At 67.3% G+C, this 16,683-nt stretch carries 19 protein-coding genes; 10 read left to right on the top strand and 9 right to left on the bottom strand.

Translation table 11 applies throughout. The features are described 5' to 3' along the window. Positions 1–783, bottom strand: a complete 783-nt coding sequence (locus tag L0963_RS01315; RefSeq protein ID WP_217372708.1) for a nucleotidyltransferase family protein — start codon at positions 781–783, stop codon at positions 1–3. Then, a complete protein-coding gene (locus tag L0963_RS01310; RefSeq protein WP_062901704.1) occupies positions 780–1,703 on the bottom strand; it encodes an alpha/beta hydrolase in 924 nt (307 codons plus the stop codon). The genes L0963_RS01315 and L0963_RS01310 overlap by 4 nt, the downstream gene beginning before the upstream one ends. 137 nt (positions 1,704–1,840) lie before the next feature. Here L0963_RS01310 and L0963_RS01305 point away from each other — a divergent pair, with 137 nt between their 5' ends. From L0963_RS01305 to L0963_RS01290, 4 genes are all read left to right on the top strand, one after another. After that, the gene (locus tag L0963_RS01305; protein ID WP_234178491.1) at positions 1,841–2,671 is read left to right on the top strand and encodes a diacylglycerol/lipid kinase family protein; all 831 of its coding nucleotides are present in this window, start codon (positions 1,841–1,843) and stop codon (positions 2,669–2,671) included. After that, on the top strand, positions 2,671–3,516 hold the full coding sequence (locus tag L0963_RS01300) for a metallophosphoesterase family protein (RefSeq protein ID WP_062901702.1): 846 nt from the start codon (positions 2,671–2,673) through the stop codon (positions 3,514–3,516). The genes L0963_RS01305 and L0963_RS01300 overlap by 1 nt, the downstream gene beginning before the upstream one ends. A gap of 62 nt (positions 3,517–3,578) precedes the next feature. After that, positions 3,579–4,670 carry a hypothetical protein gene (locus L0963_RS01295; protein WP_202988221.1) on the top strand — a complete coding sequence of 364 codons (1,092 nt, stop codon included), beginning with the start codon at positions 3,579–3,581 and terminating at the stop codon, positions 4,668–4,670. After that, complete coding sequence (locus L0963_RS01290) at positions 4,667–5,710, top strand: phosphotransferase family protein (RefSeq protein ID WP_217372710.1); 1,044 nt, start codon at positions 4,667–4,669, stop codon at positions 5,708–5,710. Before L0963_RS01295 ends, L0963_RS01290 begins: the two co-directional genes overlap by 4 nt. Here L0963_RS01290 and L0963_RS01285 read toward each other — a convergent pair. From L0963_RS01285 to L0963_RS01265, 5 genes are all read right to left on the bottom strand, one after another. Further along, positions 5,707–6,267, bottom strand: a complete 561-nt coding sequence (locus L0963_RS01285) for a type 1 glutamine amidotransferase domain-containing protein (RefSeq protein ID WP_062901700.1) — start codon at positions 6,265–6,267, stop codon at positions 5,707–5,709. The two genes, L0963_RS01290 and L0963_RS01285, sit on opposite strands and share 4 nt — an antisense overlap. A gap of 141 nt (positions 6,268–6,408) precedes the next feature. Then, on the bottom strand, positions 6,409–6,906 hold the full coding sequence (gene rpsI / locus L0963_RS01280; RefSeq protein ID WP_003041184.1) for a 30S ribosomal protein S9: 498 nt from the start codon (positions 6,904–6,906) through the stop codon (positions 6,409–6,411). Next, positions 6,906–7,385: a 50S ribosomal protein L13 gene (gene rplM / locus L0963_RS01275; RefSeq protein ID WP_003041188.1), complete on the bottom strand. Its 480-nt coding sequence runs from the start codon at positions 7,383–7,385 to the stop codon at positions 6,906–6,908. Before rplM ends, rpsI begins: the two co-directional genes overlap by 1 nt. A gap of 177 nt (positions 7,386–7,562) precedes the next feature. After that, positions 7,563–8,342 carry a hypothetical protein gene (locus tag L0963_RS01270; protein ID WP_234178490.1) on the bottom strand — a complete coding sequence of 260 codons (780 nt, stop codon included), beginning with the start codon at positions 8,340–8,342 and terminating at the stop codon, positions 7,563–7,565. Further along, positions 8,339–9,382: a COX15/CtaA family protein gene (locus tag L0963_RS01265; protein ID WP_062901698.1), complete on the bottom strand. Its 1,044-nt coding sequence runs from the start codon at positions 9,380–9,382 to the stop codon at positions 8,339–8,341. The genes L0963_RS01270 and L0963_RS01265 overlap by 4 nt, the downstream gene beginning before the upstream one ends. Positions 9,383–9,481: 99 nt before the next feature. Here L0963_RS01265 and L0963_RS01260 point away from each other — a divergent pair, with 99 nt between their 5' ends. The 6 genes from L0963_RS01260 (at position 9,482) to galU (ending at position 14,407) form a co-directional block, all read left to right on the top strand. Beyond that, positions 9,482–10,453: a M48 family metallopeptidase gene (locus tag L0963_RS01260; protein ID WP_062901697.1), complete on the top strand. Its 972-nt coding sequence runs from the start codon at positions 9,482–9,484 to the stop codon at positions 10,451–10,453. Positions 10,454–10,537: 84 nt separating this feature from the next. Continuing rightward, a complete protein-coding gene (msrA, locus tag L0963_RS01255) occupies positions 10,538–11,071 on the top strand; it encodes a peptide-methionine (S)-S-oxide reductase MsrA (RefSeq protein WP_058812172.1) in 534 nt (177 codons plus the stop codon). Between the two features lie 140 nt (positions 11,072–11,211). Next, on the top strand, positions 11,212–11,754 hold the full coding sequence (locus L0963_RS01250) for a YfiR family protein (protein WP_234178489.1): 543 nt from the start codon (positions 11,212–11,214) through the stop codon (positions 11,752–11,754). After that, positions 11,751–12,959, top strand: a complete 1,209-nt coding sequence (locus L0963_RS01245) for a diguanylate cyclase domain-containing protein (protein WP_062901695.1) — start codon at positions 11,751–11,753, stop codon at positions 12,957–12,959. Before L0963_RS01250 ends, L0963_RS01245 begins: the two co-directional genes overlap by 4 nt. Positions 12,960–12,979: 20 nt before the next feature. After that, entirely contained in the window at positions 12,980–13,489 is a 510-nt protein-coding gene (locus tag L0963_RS01240) for an OmpA family protein (protein ID WP_186402874.1), read from the top strand. 54 nt (positions 13,490–13,543) lie between these two features. Beyond that, the gene (gene galU, locus L0963_RS01235; protein WP_062901693.1) at positions 13,544–14,407 is read left to right on the top strand and encodes a UTP--glucose-1-phosphate uridylyltransferase GalU; all 864 of its coding nucleotides are present in this window, start codon (positions 13,544–13,546) and stop codon (positions 14,405–14,407) included. Between the two features lie 48 nt (positions 14,408–14,455). Here galU and aqpZ read toward each other — a convergent pair whose 3' ends face one another. Both aqpZ and L0963_RS01225 read right to left on the bottom strand, forming a co-directional pair. Continuing rightward, positions 14,456–15,181, bottom strand: a complete 726-nt coding sequence (aqpZ, locus tag L0963_RS01230; RefSeq protein ID WP_234178488.1) for an aquaporin Z — start codon at positions 15,179–15,181, stop codon at positions 14,456–14,458. A 109-nt stretch (positions 15,182–15,290) separates the two neighbouring features. Beyond that, on the bottom strand, positions 15,291–16,574 hold the full coding sequence (locus L0963_RS01225; RefSeq protein ID WP_186402873.1) for a methyl-accepting chemotaxis protein: 1,284 nt from the start codon (positions 16,572–16,574) through the stop codon (positions 15,291–15,293). Positions 16,575–16,683 lie beyond the last annotated feature (109 nt).

Below are 16,683 nucleotides of genomic sequence, written 5' to 3'. Positions count from 1 at the left end.
CTAGCCGCGCTGGGCCAGAATGCGTTCAATCAGCGTCACGTCCGACGGCTTGTCGGCGTCGATACAGGCTTCGGCGTCGGACATCGGCACCACGCGCGCGGTGAGGCCGAAGCGGCGCCCGGCGCGGGCGACGCCGCCCTGGATCGTGAACAGCCGCAGCAAAGCCCCCGCGAGCAGCCACGGTCCGAAGGCGGCAACGATCTTCAGCCCCTTCTTGCGGTCGCGTTCGATCCGTCCCCAAAAGTCGAGCAGCGGCAGCACGCGCTGCCCGCGCAGGCGAAAGAGATTGGCGCCCGACCACCAGCCGCGACGAAATTTGAGCCAGGTCCGCCGCGATTCGGGGTAGCGCGCGAGCAGCGCGCGCCGCTCGACCATCGCAACTGCGACATCGCTGCCCGCTGCGCCGGCGAGGAATTCGGCGATAATCGCGGGCGTCAGCAGCACATTGTCGGCCGTCGTCACCAGCACCGGCGCGTCGCCTTCGGGCAGCGCAGCAGCGAGCGAAGCGCTGATCCCCTGTCCCGAATCGGCAAAGTGCAGGTCGGGCACGGCCGCCAACATGGGCTCGCGCGCCAGTTCGGCGCTGTTCTGCGCGAGCACCCGGATCGCGCCCACCTCGGGCGCGGCACGCAGCGCGGCGATGACATGGGCAAGCATCGGCCGTCCGCCGACCGGCAGCAGCGCCTTGGTCGATACGCCGCTGCCGATCAGCAGCGGGTCGGCACCGGGGCGGCTTCCGGCGAGGACGATGGCAGAAATCGGACCGGGCGTCGGAGCTGTCATTGCGCCGCCGCCGCAGGCGCGACCCGGCGCGCCGTCACGCCGCGCAGAAAGTCGGTGGCCTCGTCGAGCACCGGCCCTTTCGCGCGAAAGGGGGCCGCAAGCGCCATGACGATGCCGGTGTGCCCCATGCCCGGATAGACGCGCAGCGTCGCCGATCCGCCCAGCCGTTCGATCGCGGCGGAAAGGTTCCGGCTGTTGCGCGGACGCACCGTTTCGTCCTCGTCACCGCTTGCCAGCCATAGCGGGGGCGCATCGCCGCGCGCATAGTGGATCGGCTGCGTCTTTTCGGGCGGGCGCACCTTGCCCATCGCGCGGTCGGCCATGCCGCCCTTTTCGAACGGCAGGAAATCATAGGGGCCCGCGAGGCCCGCAACGCCGCGGATCACCGACGCGTCGCACTTGGCCGCGCGCATCCATACCGGATCGAGCGCGAGCATCACCGCATTATAGGCACCCGCCGAATGGCCCATCAGTGCGATGCGACCGGGATCGCCGCCCAGTTCGCCGATGTGGCGGTGGGTCCACGCGACCGCCGCCGCGGCGTCCTCCAGAAAGTCGGGCCAATGCGCCCTGGGGACCAGCCGGTAATCGGGGATCACGACGACGAAGCCCTGGTTGGCCAGCGCCCGGCCGGCGAAGCCATAGCTTTGCCGTTCACCGCTGCCCCAGCCGCCGCCATAGAAGAAGACCACGACCGGCAGCCGGTCGCCCGCCTGCGCCTGTTCGGGCACCCAGATATCGAGCGACTGCCGCACCCCGCGGCCATAGGGCTGGTCCGCAAGGAGCAGGCGCGCGCCCTTGCCGCTGCCGAGCAGCTTGTCGGCAAGGTCGAGCGACTTGGCACCGCCCGCAACGATCGCCCTGGCTCCGCCGCCGAACAGCAGCAGGAGCAAGCCGATGAGAAGAAGGAATTTGATCAACCGCCGTTGTTCCCTGACCGTCCGATCCGCCATTGCTTCACCCCGCGACCCGGCCCGTCTCCGCGCCCTACAGATGTCGGCGAGCGCGAACAAGCGCCGTGCGCGTTACCTTTTCGCGCGTCGTGCGTTGGGCGGGCATGACCAGCCCCTTTTCGCGCCCCGCCCTGATCTGCAACGACCGGAGCGGCAGCTATGACGAGAGCATCCACCGCCAATTGATTGACGCGTGCGCAGCCGCAGGCGCGCGCGTCGCGGCAAGCTTCGTCCTGCCGAAGGACGATCTGCCCGACGCGGCGGCGCTGCGCGCAAGCGACATCGACCTGCTGATCGTGTGGACCGGCGACGGGACGATCAATGCCGCCGCGACCGGTTGCGAAGGCTGGCACGGCCCGCTGCTGCCGCTGCCCGGCGGGACGCTGAACCTCCTGTCGAAACAATTGCATGGCGACCATCCGGCTCCCACGATTCTGGAGAGCGCGCTAGCGAGCGGCGGGCGACGCGCGCCGGTCCCGACCATCCGATCGGCGGCGCGAGAAGCGTTCATCACCGTCGTTGCGGGGCCGGCAACACGCTGGGCCGAGGTCCGCGAAACGATGCGCAGCCAAGGGCTGATCGAGGCGAGCCGCGAAGCGCCCGATGCGCTCGAGGAAATGCTCAACGCCCCCGGGGTGCAGGTGGCGGGATCGGGCGCCGTCTATCCAGCGATCATCCTGACCCCGACCCGTGACGGCATTACCGCCGACGGCATAGTGGCGGACGCCACGGGCGATGTGCTGCGCCACGGGCTCGCATGGCTCGGCGGCGATTTTCGCGATGGTCCGCACGAGCGCGTTGCGACCGCGGAAACGATCATCCTCCAAAGCGATCGCATCATCGCGCTCGAATATGACGGCGAACTGGCCGAAATCCCCTCGCCGGCCCGCTTCTCGATCGGGCAGAGCGCGATCGACTTCATCGCGACCGCCTGATGCGCCTCTTCCATATCAGCGACCTGCACTTCGGTCTTGAAGATCGCGACGCGCTCGCCTGGTTCCGCGAATGCGTCCGCCGCGAACAACCCGACGCGGTGTTGATAACCGGTGATCTGACGATGCGGGCGCGGAGTCGCGAGTTCGCCGCCGCCTGCGACTGGATCATGTCACTCGACCTCCCCGTGACGGTCGAAGTCGGCAACCACGACCTGCCTTATTTCAACCCCGTCGCGCGATTCCTGCACCCCTATCGCCGGATTCGGCGGATCGAGGCGCTGGTCGAACGCGAGCTCGACTTTCGCAATCTGGCCGTCGTTCCGCTGAAAACCACGGCGCGGGCGCAATGGCGGCTCGATTGGTCGAAAGGCTGGGTGACGCGCAAGGCGCTTGCCCGCACACTCGCCGCGATCGATGCGCTGCCGCGCGGAACGCAGATACTGGTAACGGCACACCACCCGCTCACCGAAGCGGGGACCAAGGGGCGCGCGCTGACCCGCGGCGGCGGGGCGGCTCTTGCCGCCCTTGCCGATCGCGGCGTCGCCGCCGTACTGACCGGCCATGTCCATGACGCCTTCGATCTGATCGCCGACACCCCCGCAGGCCCCATCCGCATGATCGGCGCCGGCACCCTGTCGCGCCGGATCCGGTCGACGCCGCCGAGCTTCAACGAATTGCGTATCAGCGGCGGCGAAATTTCGGTCCGCGTCCGCAATCTGGCGCGGGTGCCGACTCCCGACATGCTGATCGACGCCATACCGCCCGACGCACGGCCGCCACGCGAACCCGGCGAGCCCATTGCACCCGTCGGCGCGGTGCCGCCGACCGATCCGCCCGTCCATTGACGCATCGGGATTGACGCAGTGCCGCGTCCCGTTAGGTTGCACAAAAAAACGGGATGAGGATCATGCTGACAAAAGGCGACGATTATCCGCTGCACCAGACCAGCGAGCCGATTGCGTTCGCCGGGACGGACCGCAACTTCTACGACCGCTATTTCTTCAACGGCTACAGCGCCGACGGCAGCGTCTTTTTCGCCGCCGCGATGGGGTTTTATCCCCAGCTCGGCATCGTCGATGCCAGCTTTTGCGTGATCGCCGACGGGGTGCAGCATAATCTGCGCGCCAGCCGTCGTTCGGGCGGCGAACGGCTCGACCTGTCGGTCGGCCCCATCGCCATAGCGATTGACGAACCGCTGCAAAAAGTGACGCTGCGGATCGCCGCCGACGATGGACCGCTGGCCGCCGAACTGACGTTCACCGGACGGCATTTTCCGATCGAGGAACCGCGCTTCATCCGCCGCAACGGTACGCGGCTGTTCATGGACTATACGCGGATGACGCAGAACGGCCGCTGGTCGGGATGGCTTTCGGTCGAGGGCGCGCGCACCGATCTCGGCGCGGGTTGGACGGGTACGCGCGACCGGAGCTGGGGGGTGCGTCCGGTCGGCGCCGCCGAACCGCAACCGCCGCCGGAGGGCAATTTCAACCAGTTCTTCTGGCTGTGGACGCCGTGCAATTTCGACGCTCTATCGCTCTTCTTCCACAGCAACGATGATGGTGTCGGCGCGCCATGGAACCGGCGCGGCGTGATCAGCGGCGACGACGGAACCGAACGCCATTTCGATGCGCCCGGCTTTGCCATCGACTGGCAGAGCGGGACGCGCCGGGTCGCGCGAATGACCGCCGATCTCGGCGGCGGCCGCGCCCTGACCTTGACCCCGGCGGGTCCGGTGTTCGCGATGAGCGGGCTCGGCTACACGCATCCCGTCTGGGGTCACGGGCTCGACCATGGCGCCGAGCTTGCCGTCGCACATGACCGGCTGAACGAGGCCGAGCGCGGCTGGGGCAATCCGCTGGCAATGCACATCCAGGCTTTCGTGACCGCAGACTTGGTCGACGGCGGGCGGACGCACCGCGGCGTCGGGGTGCTCGAACAATTGTTCGTCGGACCGCACAGCCCGACCGGATTGACTGGCCTGATGGATCCCGCTGCATGAGATTTCCGACCGCGCCGGAGGCAATGACGGCCGACTGGATCGCCGACAAGCTGGGTCAGCCCCAGGGCGCGCTCATAGGCTTTAGCGCTGCCGCCATCGGCACCGGGCAGATGTGCGACAGCTTTCGTCTGACGCTCGATTGGTCGGACGGCACCGGGCTGCCACCAACGATCGTCGCCAAATGCCCGAGCCATGACGAGGCAAGCCGCAATATCGCGGCGCTCACCGCCACCTATGTCAAGGAAGTGAGCTGGTATCGTGAACTGGCAGCGGGCAGCGGCGTCGTGGCGCCGCACTGCTACCATGCCGATATTGCGGACAATGACGTCGACTTCATCCTGCTCCTCTCCGACCTCGCGCCGGCGCGGCAGGGCGACCAGCTCGCCGGCCTCGGTCTTGCCGGGCTCGCGCCGTGCATCGACGCCGCGGCGGGGTTGCATGCGCTGTTATGGAACGACGTCCGCGCGGATGCGCTGCCATGGCTGAACCGCGACACGAGCCAAATCGTCCGCGCGCTGTTTCCCGGACTCTATGAGGGGTTTCGCGAGCGCTACGCGGGTCGGCTCGACCGCGACGCGCTCGATCTCGGCGCCGGGATCGTCGATCGTCTCGACGCCTATCTGACCCGCACGCCGGCCGCGCGCACGATCGTTCACGGCGACCTGCGCATCGACAATATCCTCTTCGCCCCCGACGGAGCGCGTTGCTGGCTGGTCGACTGGCAGACATTGGGCCGTGGCAGCGGCGCGACCGACATCGCCTATCTGGTGGGGACGAGCATCGCCGATCCCGCCGAACGCGCGGCCGCCGATCGCGCCGCCTTCGACGCCTGGATCTCTGCGCTGCGCGCGCGCGGCGTGGAACCCGACGAGGCGGAATTGTGGGACGATTACCGCGTCGGCGCGCTCAGCGGATATTTCATGGCGGTGTTCGCGTCGATGAACGTCGAACGCACCGAACGCGGCGACGAAATGTTCGCGGTGATGGCCGAGCGCCCCGCGCGGCAGGCGATTGCGCTGGGCAGCCTCGATCTCCTTTAGGTGGCGACGCGGCTGTCGGCGACTGCTTCGACGATCGCAGCGCAAAAGGCGTCGAGGTCGTCGGGGCAGCGGCTGGTGATGATCCCGCGATCGACAACCACGGCTTCGTCGAGCAGCCTTGCACCGGCATTGCCGATGTCGGTGCGGATCGATTTGTAACCGGTCATCCGACGACCTTCGGCCAGTCCGGCCTCGATCAGAAGCCATGGCGCATGGCAGATGGCGGCAATCGGCTTACCCGCCTTGGCGAACGCGCGGATGAGGTCGATCGCCGCGTCCTCTACGCGCAGCAGATCGGGATTGATCTGCCCGCCGGGGAGCACCAGCGCGTCATAATCCTCCACCTCGACGTCCTTGATCAGACAATCGACCGCGACCTTGTCGCCCCAGTCGTCGCCGTCCCAGCCACGAATATCGTCCGTCCCCAGCGAGGCGATGCTTAGGTCGGCGCCTGCCTCCTCAAGCTGCTTCAACGGCACTTCGAGTTCGGATTGTTCGAAACCATCGGTCGCCATGATCAATATCTGGCGGCCGCTGAGCGCTGCGGCGTTCGGCATGGGCTTTCTCCTTCGATGTTGTTGCCAAACCAACGCGCCGCCATCGCCCGATGTTGCAGTCGGCGCCTAGAAAGCACCACGCAAAAAGGGCGGCCCGTCGCCGGACCGCCCTCCTTTTCTCCACCCGTCGGCGGAAGAAACTTAGCGCTTCGAGAACTGGAAGCTGCGGCGGGCCTTCGCCTTGCCGTACTTCTTACGCTCGACCGCGCGGCTGTCGCGAGTCAGGAAGCCGGCCGCCTTGACCGTGCCGCGAAGCGCCGGTTCGAAGCGGGTCAGCGCCTGCGCGATGCCGTGCAGAACGGCGCCTGCCTGACCCGAGAGGCCGCCGCCCTTGACGGTCGCGACGACGTCATACTGGCCGGCGCGTTCGGTCAGACCGAAGGGCTGGTTGATGACGAGGCGCAGCGTCGGGCGCGCGAAATAGACTTCCTGGTCGCGGCCGTTGACGGTGATCTTGCCCGTGCCGGGCTTGACCCACACGCGGGCGACGGCGTCCTTGCGGCGGCCGGTCGCATAAGCGCGGCCCTGCTTGTCGACCTGCTTTTCGCGGAGCGGAGCCGTCGGAGCGGCCGGAGCGACGGTGCCTTCGACGGCGCCGGCGAGATCCTTGAGATCGGTCATGGTCTGTTCGTCAGCCATTATGCACCCACCTTGTTCTTGCGGTTCATCGACGCGACGTCGATCACTTCGGGGCTCTGCCCTTCGTGCGGATGTTCGCTGCCGGCGAAAATGCGCAGGTTGCGCATCTGCTGGCGGCCGAGCGGGCCGCGCGGGATCATGCGTTCGATCGCCTTTTCGAGCACGCGCTCGGGGAAGCGGCCTTCCAGAACCTTCTGGGCGGTGACTTCCTTGATGCCGCCGGCATAGCCGGTGTGCTTGTAATAGACCTTGTCGGACAGCTTCTTGCCGGTGAACTTCACCTTTTCGGCGTTAATGACGATGACATTGTCACCGCAATCGACGTGGGGGGTAAAGCTCGGCTTGTGCTTGCCGCGCAGGATATTGGCGATGATCGAAGCGACGCGGCCAACAACCAGGCCGTCGGCGTCGATCAGCACCCATTTCTTCTCGACCGTACCGGCGTTCGCCGACTGGGTCGTCTTGGTCAGCGCCTTCATGGCACGCTCCTTGACAGAGATGGACGGGAGTGACCGGCCGGAAGGCCCGCCAACCCGAAAACAAACCGCGCCGCCCGACCCCAGGGGGACTCAGCGGCGCTTCGACGCGGGCCAATGGCGCTAGACAGACCGAAAGTCAAGCTGAGAGCGGCTTTGCTGACGGGTATTATGATACCATCAGCTGGGATCACCCGGCTCGAGTGCCCTGATCCGCTCCTCGACCAGCTTGCGATCGGCGGCGTTTCCGGTCGTCAGGAAGCTCTGGCGGCGCTCCTCGGCGAGCAGCCCGGTCCCCAGATCGATCGTCCAGCGCGTATCGACCTTAATCGGCTGCGCCGGGCCGGCAGCGGGCGGCTCGCTCGCCGATATGGTGCGCCGACCGGCAACCGTCACGGTCATGATCGGGCCGTCGGCGCCGTTCGGGATCGCGCCGTTTGCGGGCACGACGAGGGCACGGATGTCGGCACTCGCCAGCTTGTCGCGCTCGGCTGGCGGCAAGGTGGCGATGATCTGCGCGGCCCGCTTCGCCTCGGGGCGGCCGGACGCATCCGCAAGCGCCTGCGCCCGGTCGACGACGCGGCGCCACAGTCCTTCGGGGTCGACCATATCGACCGAGCTGCCGTCGGCGAGGACGAAATAGGTCAGCGTCTCGCCAATCAGCGGGTCGATCATCAGCCGCAGCGTGCGCACGACTTCGGGATGCGCGTCCGACTCGACGCGGTCGAACCGCGCCAACAACTGATAACCGCGCCCGACGCGCCGCCACCGCAAATCATAAATGAGCGCAAAGCTGGTGAAGCCGCCGTCGCGGCTCAACCGCCGCGTTGCGACGCGGTAGGTGAGCGGACGATCGAGCGGCGGTGCGAACGCGAGTGCGGCAACCTGCTGCGTTTCCGAAGGGACCGGAGGCTCCGGCGCCTGCGCCGCAAGCAGCAACAGCGCGCCGAGGACGATCATGCCGCTGCGCGACCGAGCCGGTGGAGCGCGGCGGCAGTCGTCGCGACGAGAATGGCGCCCGTCACCTGGTGCAACACCGCAATCCACATCGATACGCCGGTCACGACCGTCAGAATGCCGAGCGTCATCTGCGCCGCGACGACCAGCAGCAGCAGACCGGCCTCGCGCCGAGACCCTTGCCGGGCGAGCGAGCGCGCCAGCAACAGCAACGCGCCCGCCGCGACCCACGACCACCAGCGATGGAGGAAATGGATGAGGAAGGGATCGTTGGTGACGGCGAGCCAGGTCCCACCCGACCAGTCGATACCTTCGGGAACAAAATGATCATTCATCAGCGGCCAGGTGCTCGCGACATAGCCCGCATTGAGCCCGGCAACCCACGCGCCGAGCAGGAGCTGGATGATCAGAATCGCAATGACTGCAATCGCCGCGCCCGTCAGGCGCGCCGGGCGCGCACCGGGATCGCGCGCCAGCAGCGCAAGGTCGCGCGCCGTCCAAACGAGCCCCGCAAGCAGGAACAACGCGGTCAGGAGGTGCGTCGCGAGCCGGAAATGGCTGACATCGGTGCGATATTCGAGTCCCGACGCGACCATCCACCAACCGATCGCGCCCTGCAGGCCGACAAGCGCGGCGAGCGCGAACAGCCGCCAGCCATAGCCGGCCGGAATCGCGCGGCGCCACGCGTACCAGGCAAGCGGCACCAGCAAAGCCATGCCGACCAGACGGCCAAGGATCCGGTGCAGCCACTCCCAGAAGAAAATCCCCTTGAAGGCCGCGAGCGACATGCCGAGGTTGATCTCCTTATATTCGGGGATCTGCTTGTATTTTTCGAACTCGGCCTGCCATCCGGCCTCGGTCAGCGGCGGCAGCACCCCCGATACGGGCTTCCATTCGGTGATCGACAGCCCCGATTCGGTCAGCCGGGTGATGCCGCCGACGGCGACAACCATGATGACGAGGATGGCGACGGCCCACAGCCAGCGCGCGAGCGCGGCGGGGCGGGGATGGAGCGGCCGGGCCGATGACGAAGCGTTCAACATCGCCCCGCCCTATCGGCGCTTGCCGGGCGATAGGCAAGAGGCGGCGGCGCCGCTCGAAATTCATGGCTCCGACAGAAAGGCGCTGATAAGTCGGCCCCCATGCTGCGCCTGTCCGCCGCCCTTCTGCTTGCCATCGCCGCCCCCGCCGCCGCGATGGCCGAGCCCTCTCCCTATCCGGCGCTCGCGGCGCTCGAGGCGCGCGTCGCGACCATCGGCTACCGCCTGACGACGGGCAATGCCCCATGGTGCGCGAGGGTCCAGCCGCAGTTCGGCTGGCTATGGGGCGATCCGCGGCTTTATTCCGACGCGCAGCGCCCGGATGCCGAGGCCGCCTATGACGCCGCGGACACCGACACGCCGTTCCTCGCCGCGGTCGCCGCGGGCTCGCCCGCTGCCGCCGCCGGGCTGCATGCGGGGAGCCTGGTGCAAGGCCTGGCCGGTTCCCTGCCGCCGCAAGGCGAGGGCAGCGACGCCTATGCCCGCATCGCCGCCCTCGAAAGGCTTTTTGCAGGCCTGCCGAGCGACCGGCCCGCCATGCTCGACACCGGCAAGGCTCCGGTACGGATCGTACCGGTGGTCGGCTGCGCGACCGATTTCCGCGTCGACGCCCGCGACCGCCCCGACGGGGCCGCCGACGGCCGGCTCGTCGTCATTTCCGCAGGGCTGGCGCAATTCGCAAAGGACGACGCCGAGCTGGCGGCCGCCGTCGCGCACGAACTCGCGCATAATATTCTTAGGCACCGCGCCCGGCTCGACGCCGCGGGGGTCGATCGCGGACTGTTGCAGCAGTTCGGCCGCAATGCGCGGCTGTTCAAGCAGACCGAGATCGAAGCCGATCGCCTCTCGCCCTGGCTGATGGCGAATGCCGGCTATGATCCGCGCGCCGCAGTCCGCTTCTGGACCGCTTTCGGCCAACGTGCCGGCCGTCCGCTGCTTCAGGCGGGAACCCACCCTCGTTGGGAGGACCGCGCCGCCTCGATCGAAAAGGAGGTTCGGGCGATCGACGCGCTGCGCGCGGCGGGGCAGCCGCTCGCGCCGCCACTCATCGGCGCACCGCCGCCCTTGGAATAAGGAGCGCCCGATCCTATCTGGACGTCTCCCACCCTATCCAAGGCCCACTCCATCAAAGGGGCACCCCATCAAAGGATCGACGCGATGACAGAGACCGCCATTTTTGCCGGAGGCTGCTTCTGGTGCACCGAAGCGGTATTCAAATCGCTGGCGGGGGTCGAAAGCGTCGAAAGCGGCTATATCGGCGGGTCGGTCGCCAATCCGACCTACAAGCAGGTGTGCAGCGGTGATACCGGCCATGCCGAGGCGATCCGCATCGGATATGATCCGGCGGCCATTTCCTATGCCGATCTGCTCGACGTGTTCTTCGCGACGCACGATCCGACGCAACTCAATCGCCAGGGCAACGACATCGGCACCCAGTATCGCAGCGCCATCTTCCCGCTCGACGAAACGCAGGCCGCCGCCGCCGAGGCCGCAATCGCGCGCGCGCAGCCCGACTGGCCCGCGCCGATCGTGACCCGCATCGAACCGGCTTCGACCTGGTATCCGGCCGAGGATTATCATCAGGATTATTGGGACGGCGAAGGCCAGCGCAACCCCTATTGCATGGCGGTAATCCCGCCGAAGCTCGCTAAGCTGCGCAAGGGCTTTTCGGAGCGGCTGCGCGAGGCCTGAAGCCGTCGGTCATCGTCCGGCCGACTGTTGCAATATGGCCGCATGGCGTCACTTTTCCTTGACTTAGCGGCGCTTTTCTCTAGCGGACGCCGCCTCGCGGGGGCAGGATCACCCCCATCCGAGGTGGGGACCGCTACAGCGTGCTGATACCATTGCTTCTGATCGGCTCGTCGATGACGGCGCCGCAGCTCGCCATGCAGGCGGCGGCGCAAACTGTCGTGGATGACAGTCCAGGCGGCATGGCGCTGGCGGTCAACCGCATGCTCGGCGGCATCGTGACCTATGCGACATGGCCGAACGAGGCGTCGGGCGCGCCGCGCACCATGTGCATCATCGGCACGCCGCGCCTGACCGAACGTCCGGCGCCCGACCTGCCCGGCCGCGGATCGGTGAGCGTCCGGCGCATCAGCGCCGCAGCGGCAATCGGCGGGGCGGGCTGTCATATGCTCTATCTCGGGCAGATGCCCGTGGCGGACCGGCAACGCCTGATCGGCTGGGTGCACGGAAAGGCGATCCTGACCGTCACTGACGATGACAACAACTGCAACCTCGGCGCGATGTTCTGCCTGAGCGCGCAGGGCCAGCGGCTCAGCTTTTCGGTCAATCTCGATTCGATCGGCCGCGGATCGGTGCGCGTCGATCCGCGCGTGCTCAAGATCGGCAGCGACGGGGGGCCGCAATGACGCCGGCTCCTGCCCCCGAACGCAGCGGCGCGCACACCACCCTGCAAAAGCTGCTGTCGCGCTTTCATTTCGGGGTGACGCTGCTTGCGGTCGCCCTATCGGGGATCACCATCCTGCTCGCCGGGATCACGACGCTGCGCGGCTATGCAGATCGGAACATGGAGCTGGCGGCGCAGGTCGCGGCCTATGGCGTCGAACCCGCGCTCGTCTTCAACGATCCCCAAGCGGCGCGCGAGGGGTTGCAACCGCTCACCCGAATTCCCGGCATCGCGCGCCTGCGCGTGCTTGACGACAAGGGACGGCTGCTCACCGAATGGGTGTCGCCGCACGGCGATGCAATGCCGATGCTGACGGGCTTTTTCTTTCCGCGGCCCTTTGCGACCACCGTCCAGCGCAACGGATCGGTCATCGGGACGATCGAGGTGTGGGGCGACAGTTCGACGCTGACCCATTATGTACGGCTCGGCCTGCTCGCCGGTCTCGCCTGTCTGCTCATTACCGCGATCGGCACGGTCATCCTCGCCCGGCGCTTCGAATATGAGCTGGTCAAGCCGCTCGGCGAGATTGCTACCGTCGCGCACGATGTCCGGCTGCACCGCCGCTTCGACAAGCGGGTGCAGGGGCTCGGCATTGCCGAGCTTGACCGGCTCGGCGGCGACATCAATGCCCTGCTCGACGAGCTGCAGGGCTGGCAGGGGCATATGGAAAGCGAAAAGGCGCTGCTCGCCCACCGCGCCTCGCACGATCCGCTCACCGCGCTGCCCAACCGCGCGGCGTTCGACGAAGCGCTGGCGGCGAGGCTGGCTGCGGGTGCCGCCCGCTTTGCGCTGCTGTTCATCGATGCCGACAATTTCAAGGCGGTGAATGACGGCTTTGGTCACGCCGCCGGCGACGCGGTGCTCGTCGCGCTGTCGCAGCGGATCAAGGCGCTGCTTCACCCGGGCGATTTCGCCGCGCGCATCGGCGGCGACGAATTCGTGATGATCGTCGATCCGGCCGGACATGACGCACAACCCGACTCGCTCGCCGAGCGCCTTCGCGCGGCCATCGCCGATCCGATCACGCTGCCCGGCGGCGACAGCTACCGCCTGTCGGTGAGCATCGGCGTTGCCGTGCATCCTGCCGACGGCACCGATCCCACCGCGATGCTGACCGCGGCCGACGCCGCCATGTATGCCGACAAGCTCGGCAAGCTTTCGAAATGACGACCCCCCGGAGACCTGCAATGACCCATGCCGCCCCCCGCCACCTTCGCACCTTGTTCGCGCTGGCCGTCGCCGCATTGCTCGCAGCGTGCCAGAGCATGCCGGCGCCAAAGGGCTTCAATGCCGCACAGATCGCGGTGCTGAAGGAAGAAGGCTTCATCCCCGCCCCCGCGGCCGCCGACGACAGCTGGCAGCTCACGATGGCCGATCGCCTGCTGTTCGCGACCAACGAAAGCGCAATCCAGCCCGAACAGACCGAACGCCTCGGCACGCTTGCCCGGCGCCTGATCGCGGTCGGCATCCCCAGCGCGCGTGTCGAAGGTCACACCGATTCAACGGGCGCTCCCGACTATAACCAGAAGCTCTCCGAAGCCCGGGCCCAGGCCGTTGCCGCGCCGCTGATCGCGGGCGGAATGCAATTCGCCCCCGGCCAGATTATCGGACGCGGCGAAACCATGCCGCTGTCTTCGAACGACACGCCCGAAGGCCGGCAGGACAATCGCCGCGTCGTCATCATCGTGACGCCCTGAAGCGCCGTCGGCCCTGCCTTTCCACACTGCCCGATCCGCGCTAGGAGCCCGGCCATGAAACCGATCCGCAAAGCCGTCTTTCCCGTCGCCGGCCTCGGCACGCGCTTCCTGCCCGCGACCAAGGCGATCCCCAAGGAAATGCTGCCTGTCGTCGACCGGCCGCTGATCCAATATGCGGTCGACGAGGCGCGCGAGGCGGGGATCGAGCAGATGATCTTCGTCACCGGCCGCGGCAAGAGCGCGATCGAGGATCATTTCGACATCGCCTTCGAACTCGAACGCACGATGTCCGAACGCGGCAAGGATTTGTCGGTCCTGGAACCCACGCGGCTCGGTCCCGGCAATTGCGCCTACGTCCGCCAGCAGGAGCCGATGGGGCTGGGCCATGCGATCTGGTGCGCGCGCGACATCGTCGGCGACGAACCCTTCGCGATCTTCCTGCCCGACGAATTCATGCACGGCAGCCCCGGCTGCATGAAGCAGATGGTCGATGCCTATCACAAGGTCGGCGGCAACCTGATCTCGGTGCTCGAAGTGCCGCACGAACAGGTGTCGAGCTATGGCGTGATCGCGCCGGGCCGCGCCGACGGCGCCCTGACCGAAGTCCGCGGCCTTGTCGAAAAGCCCGCGATCGACGATGCCCCGTCGAACCTTATCATCTCGGGCCGCTATATCCTTCAGCCCGACGTGATGCGCGTGCTCGAAAGCCAGGAAAAGGGCACAGGCGGCGAAATCCAGCTCACCGACGCCATGGCGACGATGATCGGCCGGCAGCCCTTTCACGCGGTCACCTTCGACGGCGCCCGTTACGACTGCGGATCAAAGGCCGGCTATATCCAGGCCAATCTGGCGATCGCGCTCGAACGCCCCGACATGGCCGCCGACGTGCGCGCCTTCGCGCTCGATCTGCTCAAATAGGAAGTGCAGGGCGGAAACCGGCGGGGACGCGCCCCGCCGGTCCGTCCGTCATTCGCCCTCGATATCGGGCTTGGGAAAGCGATCGGCGCCCAGCGTCTTGTAGAGCCAGCCGCCGGCAAGCCCGCCGGCGAGAGGTGCGAGCCAGAACAGCCAGAGCTGCTGAAGCGCCAGCCCGCCGACAACGAGCGCCGGGCCGGTGCTGCGCGCCGGATTGACCGAGGTGTTGGTCACCGGGATCGAGATGAGGTGGATGAGCGTGAGCGCGAGGCCGATGGCCAGCGGCGCGAAACCCGCGGGTGCGCGGCCGTCGGTCGAACCCATGATGACCCACAGGAAGCCGGCGGTCAGCACGACCTCGATAATCAGCGCCGACCAGATGTCGTAATGGCCGGGCGAGCCGTCGCCGAAACCGTTGGCAGCGAGGCCCTTGGTCGCAAGATCCAAATCGGGATTTCCGCTCGCGATATAATAGAGGAGAAAAGCGGCGACGATCGCGCCCAGCACCTGCGCGACGACATAGAGTGGAATGTCGCGCGACTGAAAGCGGCCGCCGGCCCACAGGCCGACCGTGACCGCGGGGTTGAGATGGCAGCCCGAGATATGGCCGATGGCATAGGCCATGGTGACGACCGTCAGGCCGAAGGCGAGCGCGACGCCGAGCAATCCGATGCCGACATCGGGAAAGGCCGCCGCTAGAACCGCGCTGCCGCAACCGCCGAAGACAAGCCAGAATGTGCCGATAAACTCGGCCAGACCCTTTTGCATATTGGTCATATGGACCCTCCCTCCCGCCCGGGGCCGGAAGCGCCGCGGGCGCGGGAGCAACCTATCACAGCCCATGCCCCCGGCAAGTCTTTGTAAACCATATGTCCCGCGGCGGGATTCAGGCCGCAGCGACGGTCTCGACGAACTGGCTCGCGCGCTGATGCAACGATCGTGCTGCGCGGGTCAGCCCCGACGACAATTCGCCGAGCGCAATCGCCTCCTGTCCGACCGCCGCGGCGCCGCGGCCGATCTGATGGACGCGCGTGTCGATCTCCTTCCCCGCGGCAACCGCCTGCTCGACATAGCTTGCGATCAGCAGGGTCGTCGCGCTCTGGCCGTCGACCGCCGTATCGACGGCATCCGAAAAGGCGTTGTTCGCCTCGATCGCGCGTTCGACCTCGGCAAAGCCTTCGGCAACCTGCCCGACGATTTCGCGAATATGGTCGATGAAGGGCGAAATGTCGCTTGCCGCGGCACGGGTCTGCGCCGCGAGATTCTTCACTTCCTGGGCAACGACAGCGAAGCCGCGCCCCGCCTCCCCCGCGCGCGCCGCCTCGATCCCGGCGTTGAGCGCCAGCATGTTGGTGCGGCTCGCCATGTCGATGATCAGGCGCAGCATATGCTCGATCGACTGGCTCGCCTCGCGCAGCGCGGTCGCCCGCTCGCTCGCCGACCGGACGCGCGCATGGGCGTGACGCCGCACGTCGCGCGCCCGGGTGCCGTCGGCGACGATGCGCGCCATGCTGGCGGCGAGCCCCCTCCCCCGATCCCCAAGCTCCTGAAGCCCCGCGAGCGTCTGGGCGGTTGCGCCCGCGACCGACACCGCGTCGCGCCCCGTCTCGTCGGCACGCGTCCCCAGCCCCTGCGCCACCGCCTCTGCCTCACGCGCCATCTCGGCGAGCGTCGCGGTCAGCGCGCTGATATCCTGTTCGAAGCGGCGCCCGCTTGCTTCGACCGTCGCGGCGCGCGCGCTGCGTTCCTGCGCCACCTCGATCTCGCGCAGCATGGCCAATTTCGACAGTTGCGCCGAGTCGAGCGTTTCGACGAAGCGGCCGCGATCGACAAGCACGAGTTCCTGCGCCGCCGACTGCGCGGCGATCCTCAGCAGCGCGGCGGTGCTCTCGCCGACATCGGCGATCTGGCACGGATCGATGAGCGAGGCGATCGATCCCCCGATCGACGGGTTTTGCATCAGCGAAAACCAATAGGGACAAAAGAGCAATTCGCGCACGCGCTGTTCGCGGATGATTCCGACCGGATGGCCCGCGGCGTCGACGATCGTCAGGACGCGCAACTGCGGCTGCGCCCGGAAAATGTCGATCACCGCCGACAGATGCGCATCGTGAGCGATCGCCATCGAATGTCCGGTCGCGGGGGCCAATAGCGGATCGGGGGGCGTCATCTGTCTCTCTTGACTGCAAAGCGATGCAGGGCGACCTAGGCCAAGAGGGTTAATGCGAATTTAACTATTTGTTTCAGTGATATGACAGAAGCGCCGAAAGGCTGCACTT

The organism is Sphingopyxis sp. NFH-91 (assembly GCF_021401285.1).
Taxonomy (GTDB): domain Bacteria; phylum Pseudomonadota; class Alphaproteobacteria; order Sphingomonadales; family Sphingomonadaceae; genus Sphingopyxis; species Sphingopyxis terrae_A.
The sequence above is the reverse complement of the archived record's forward strand: the minus strand, read 5'-3'. Positions and strand labels throughout refer to the sequence as shown.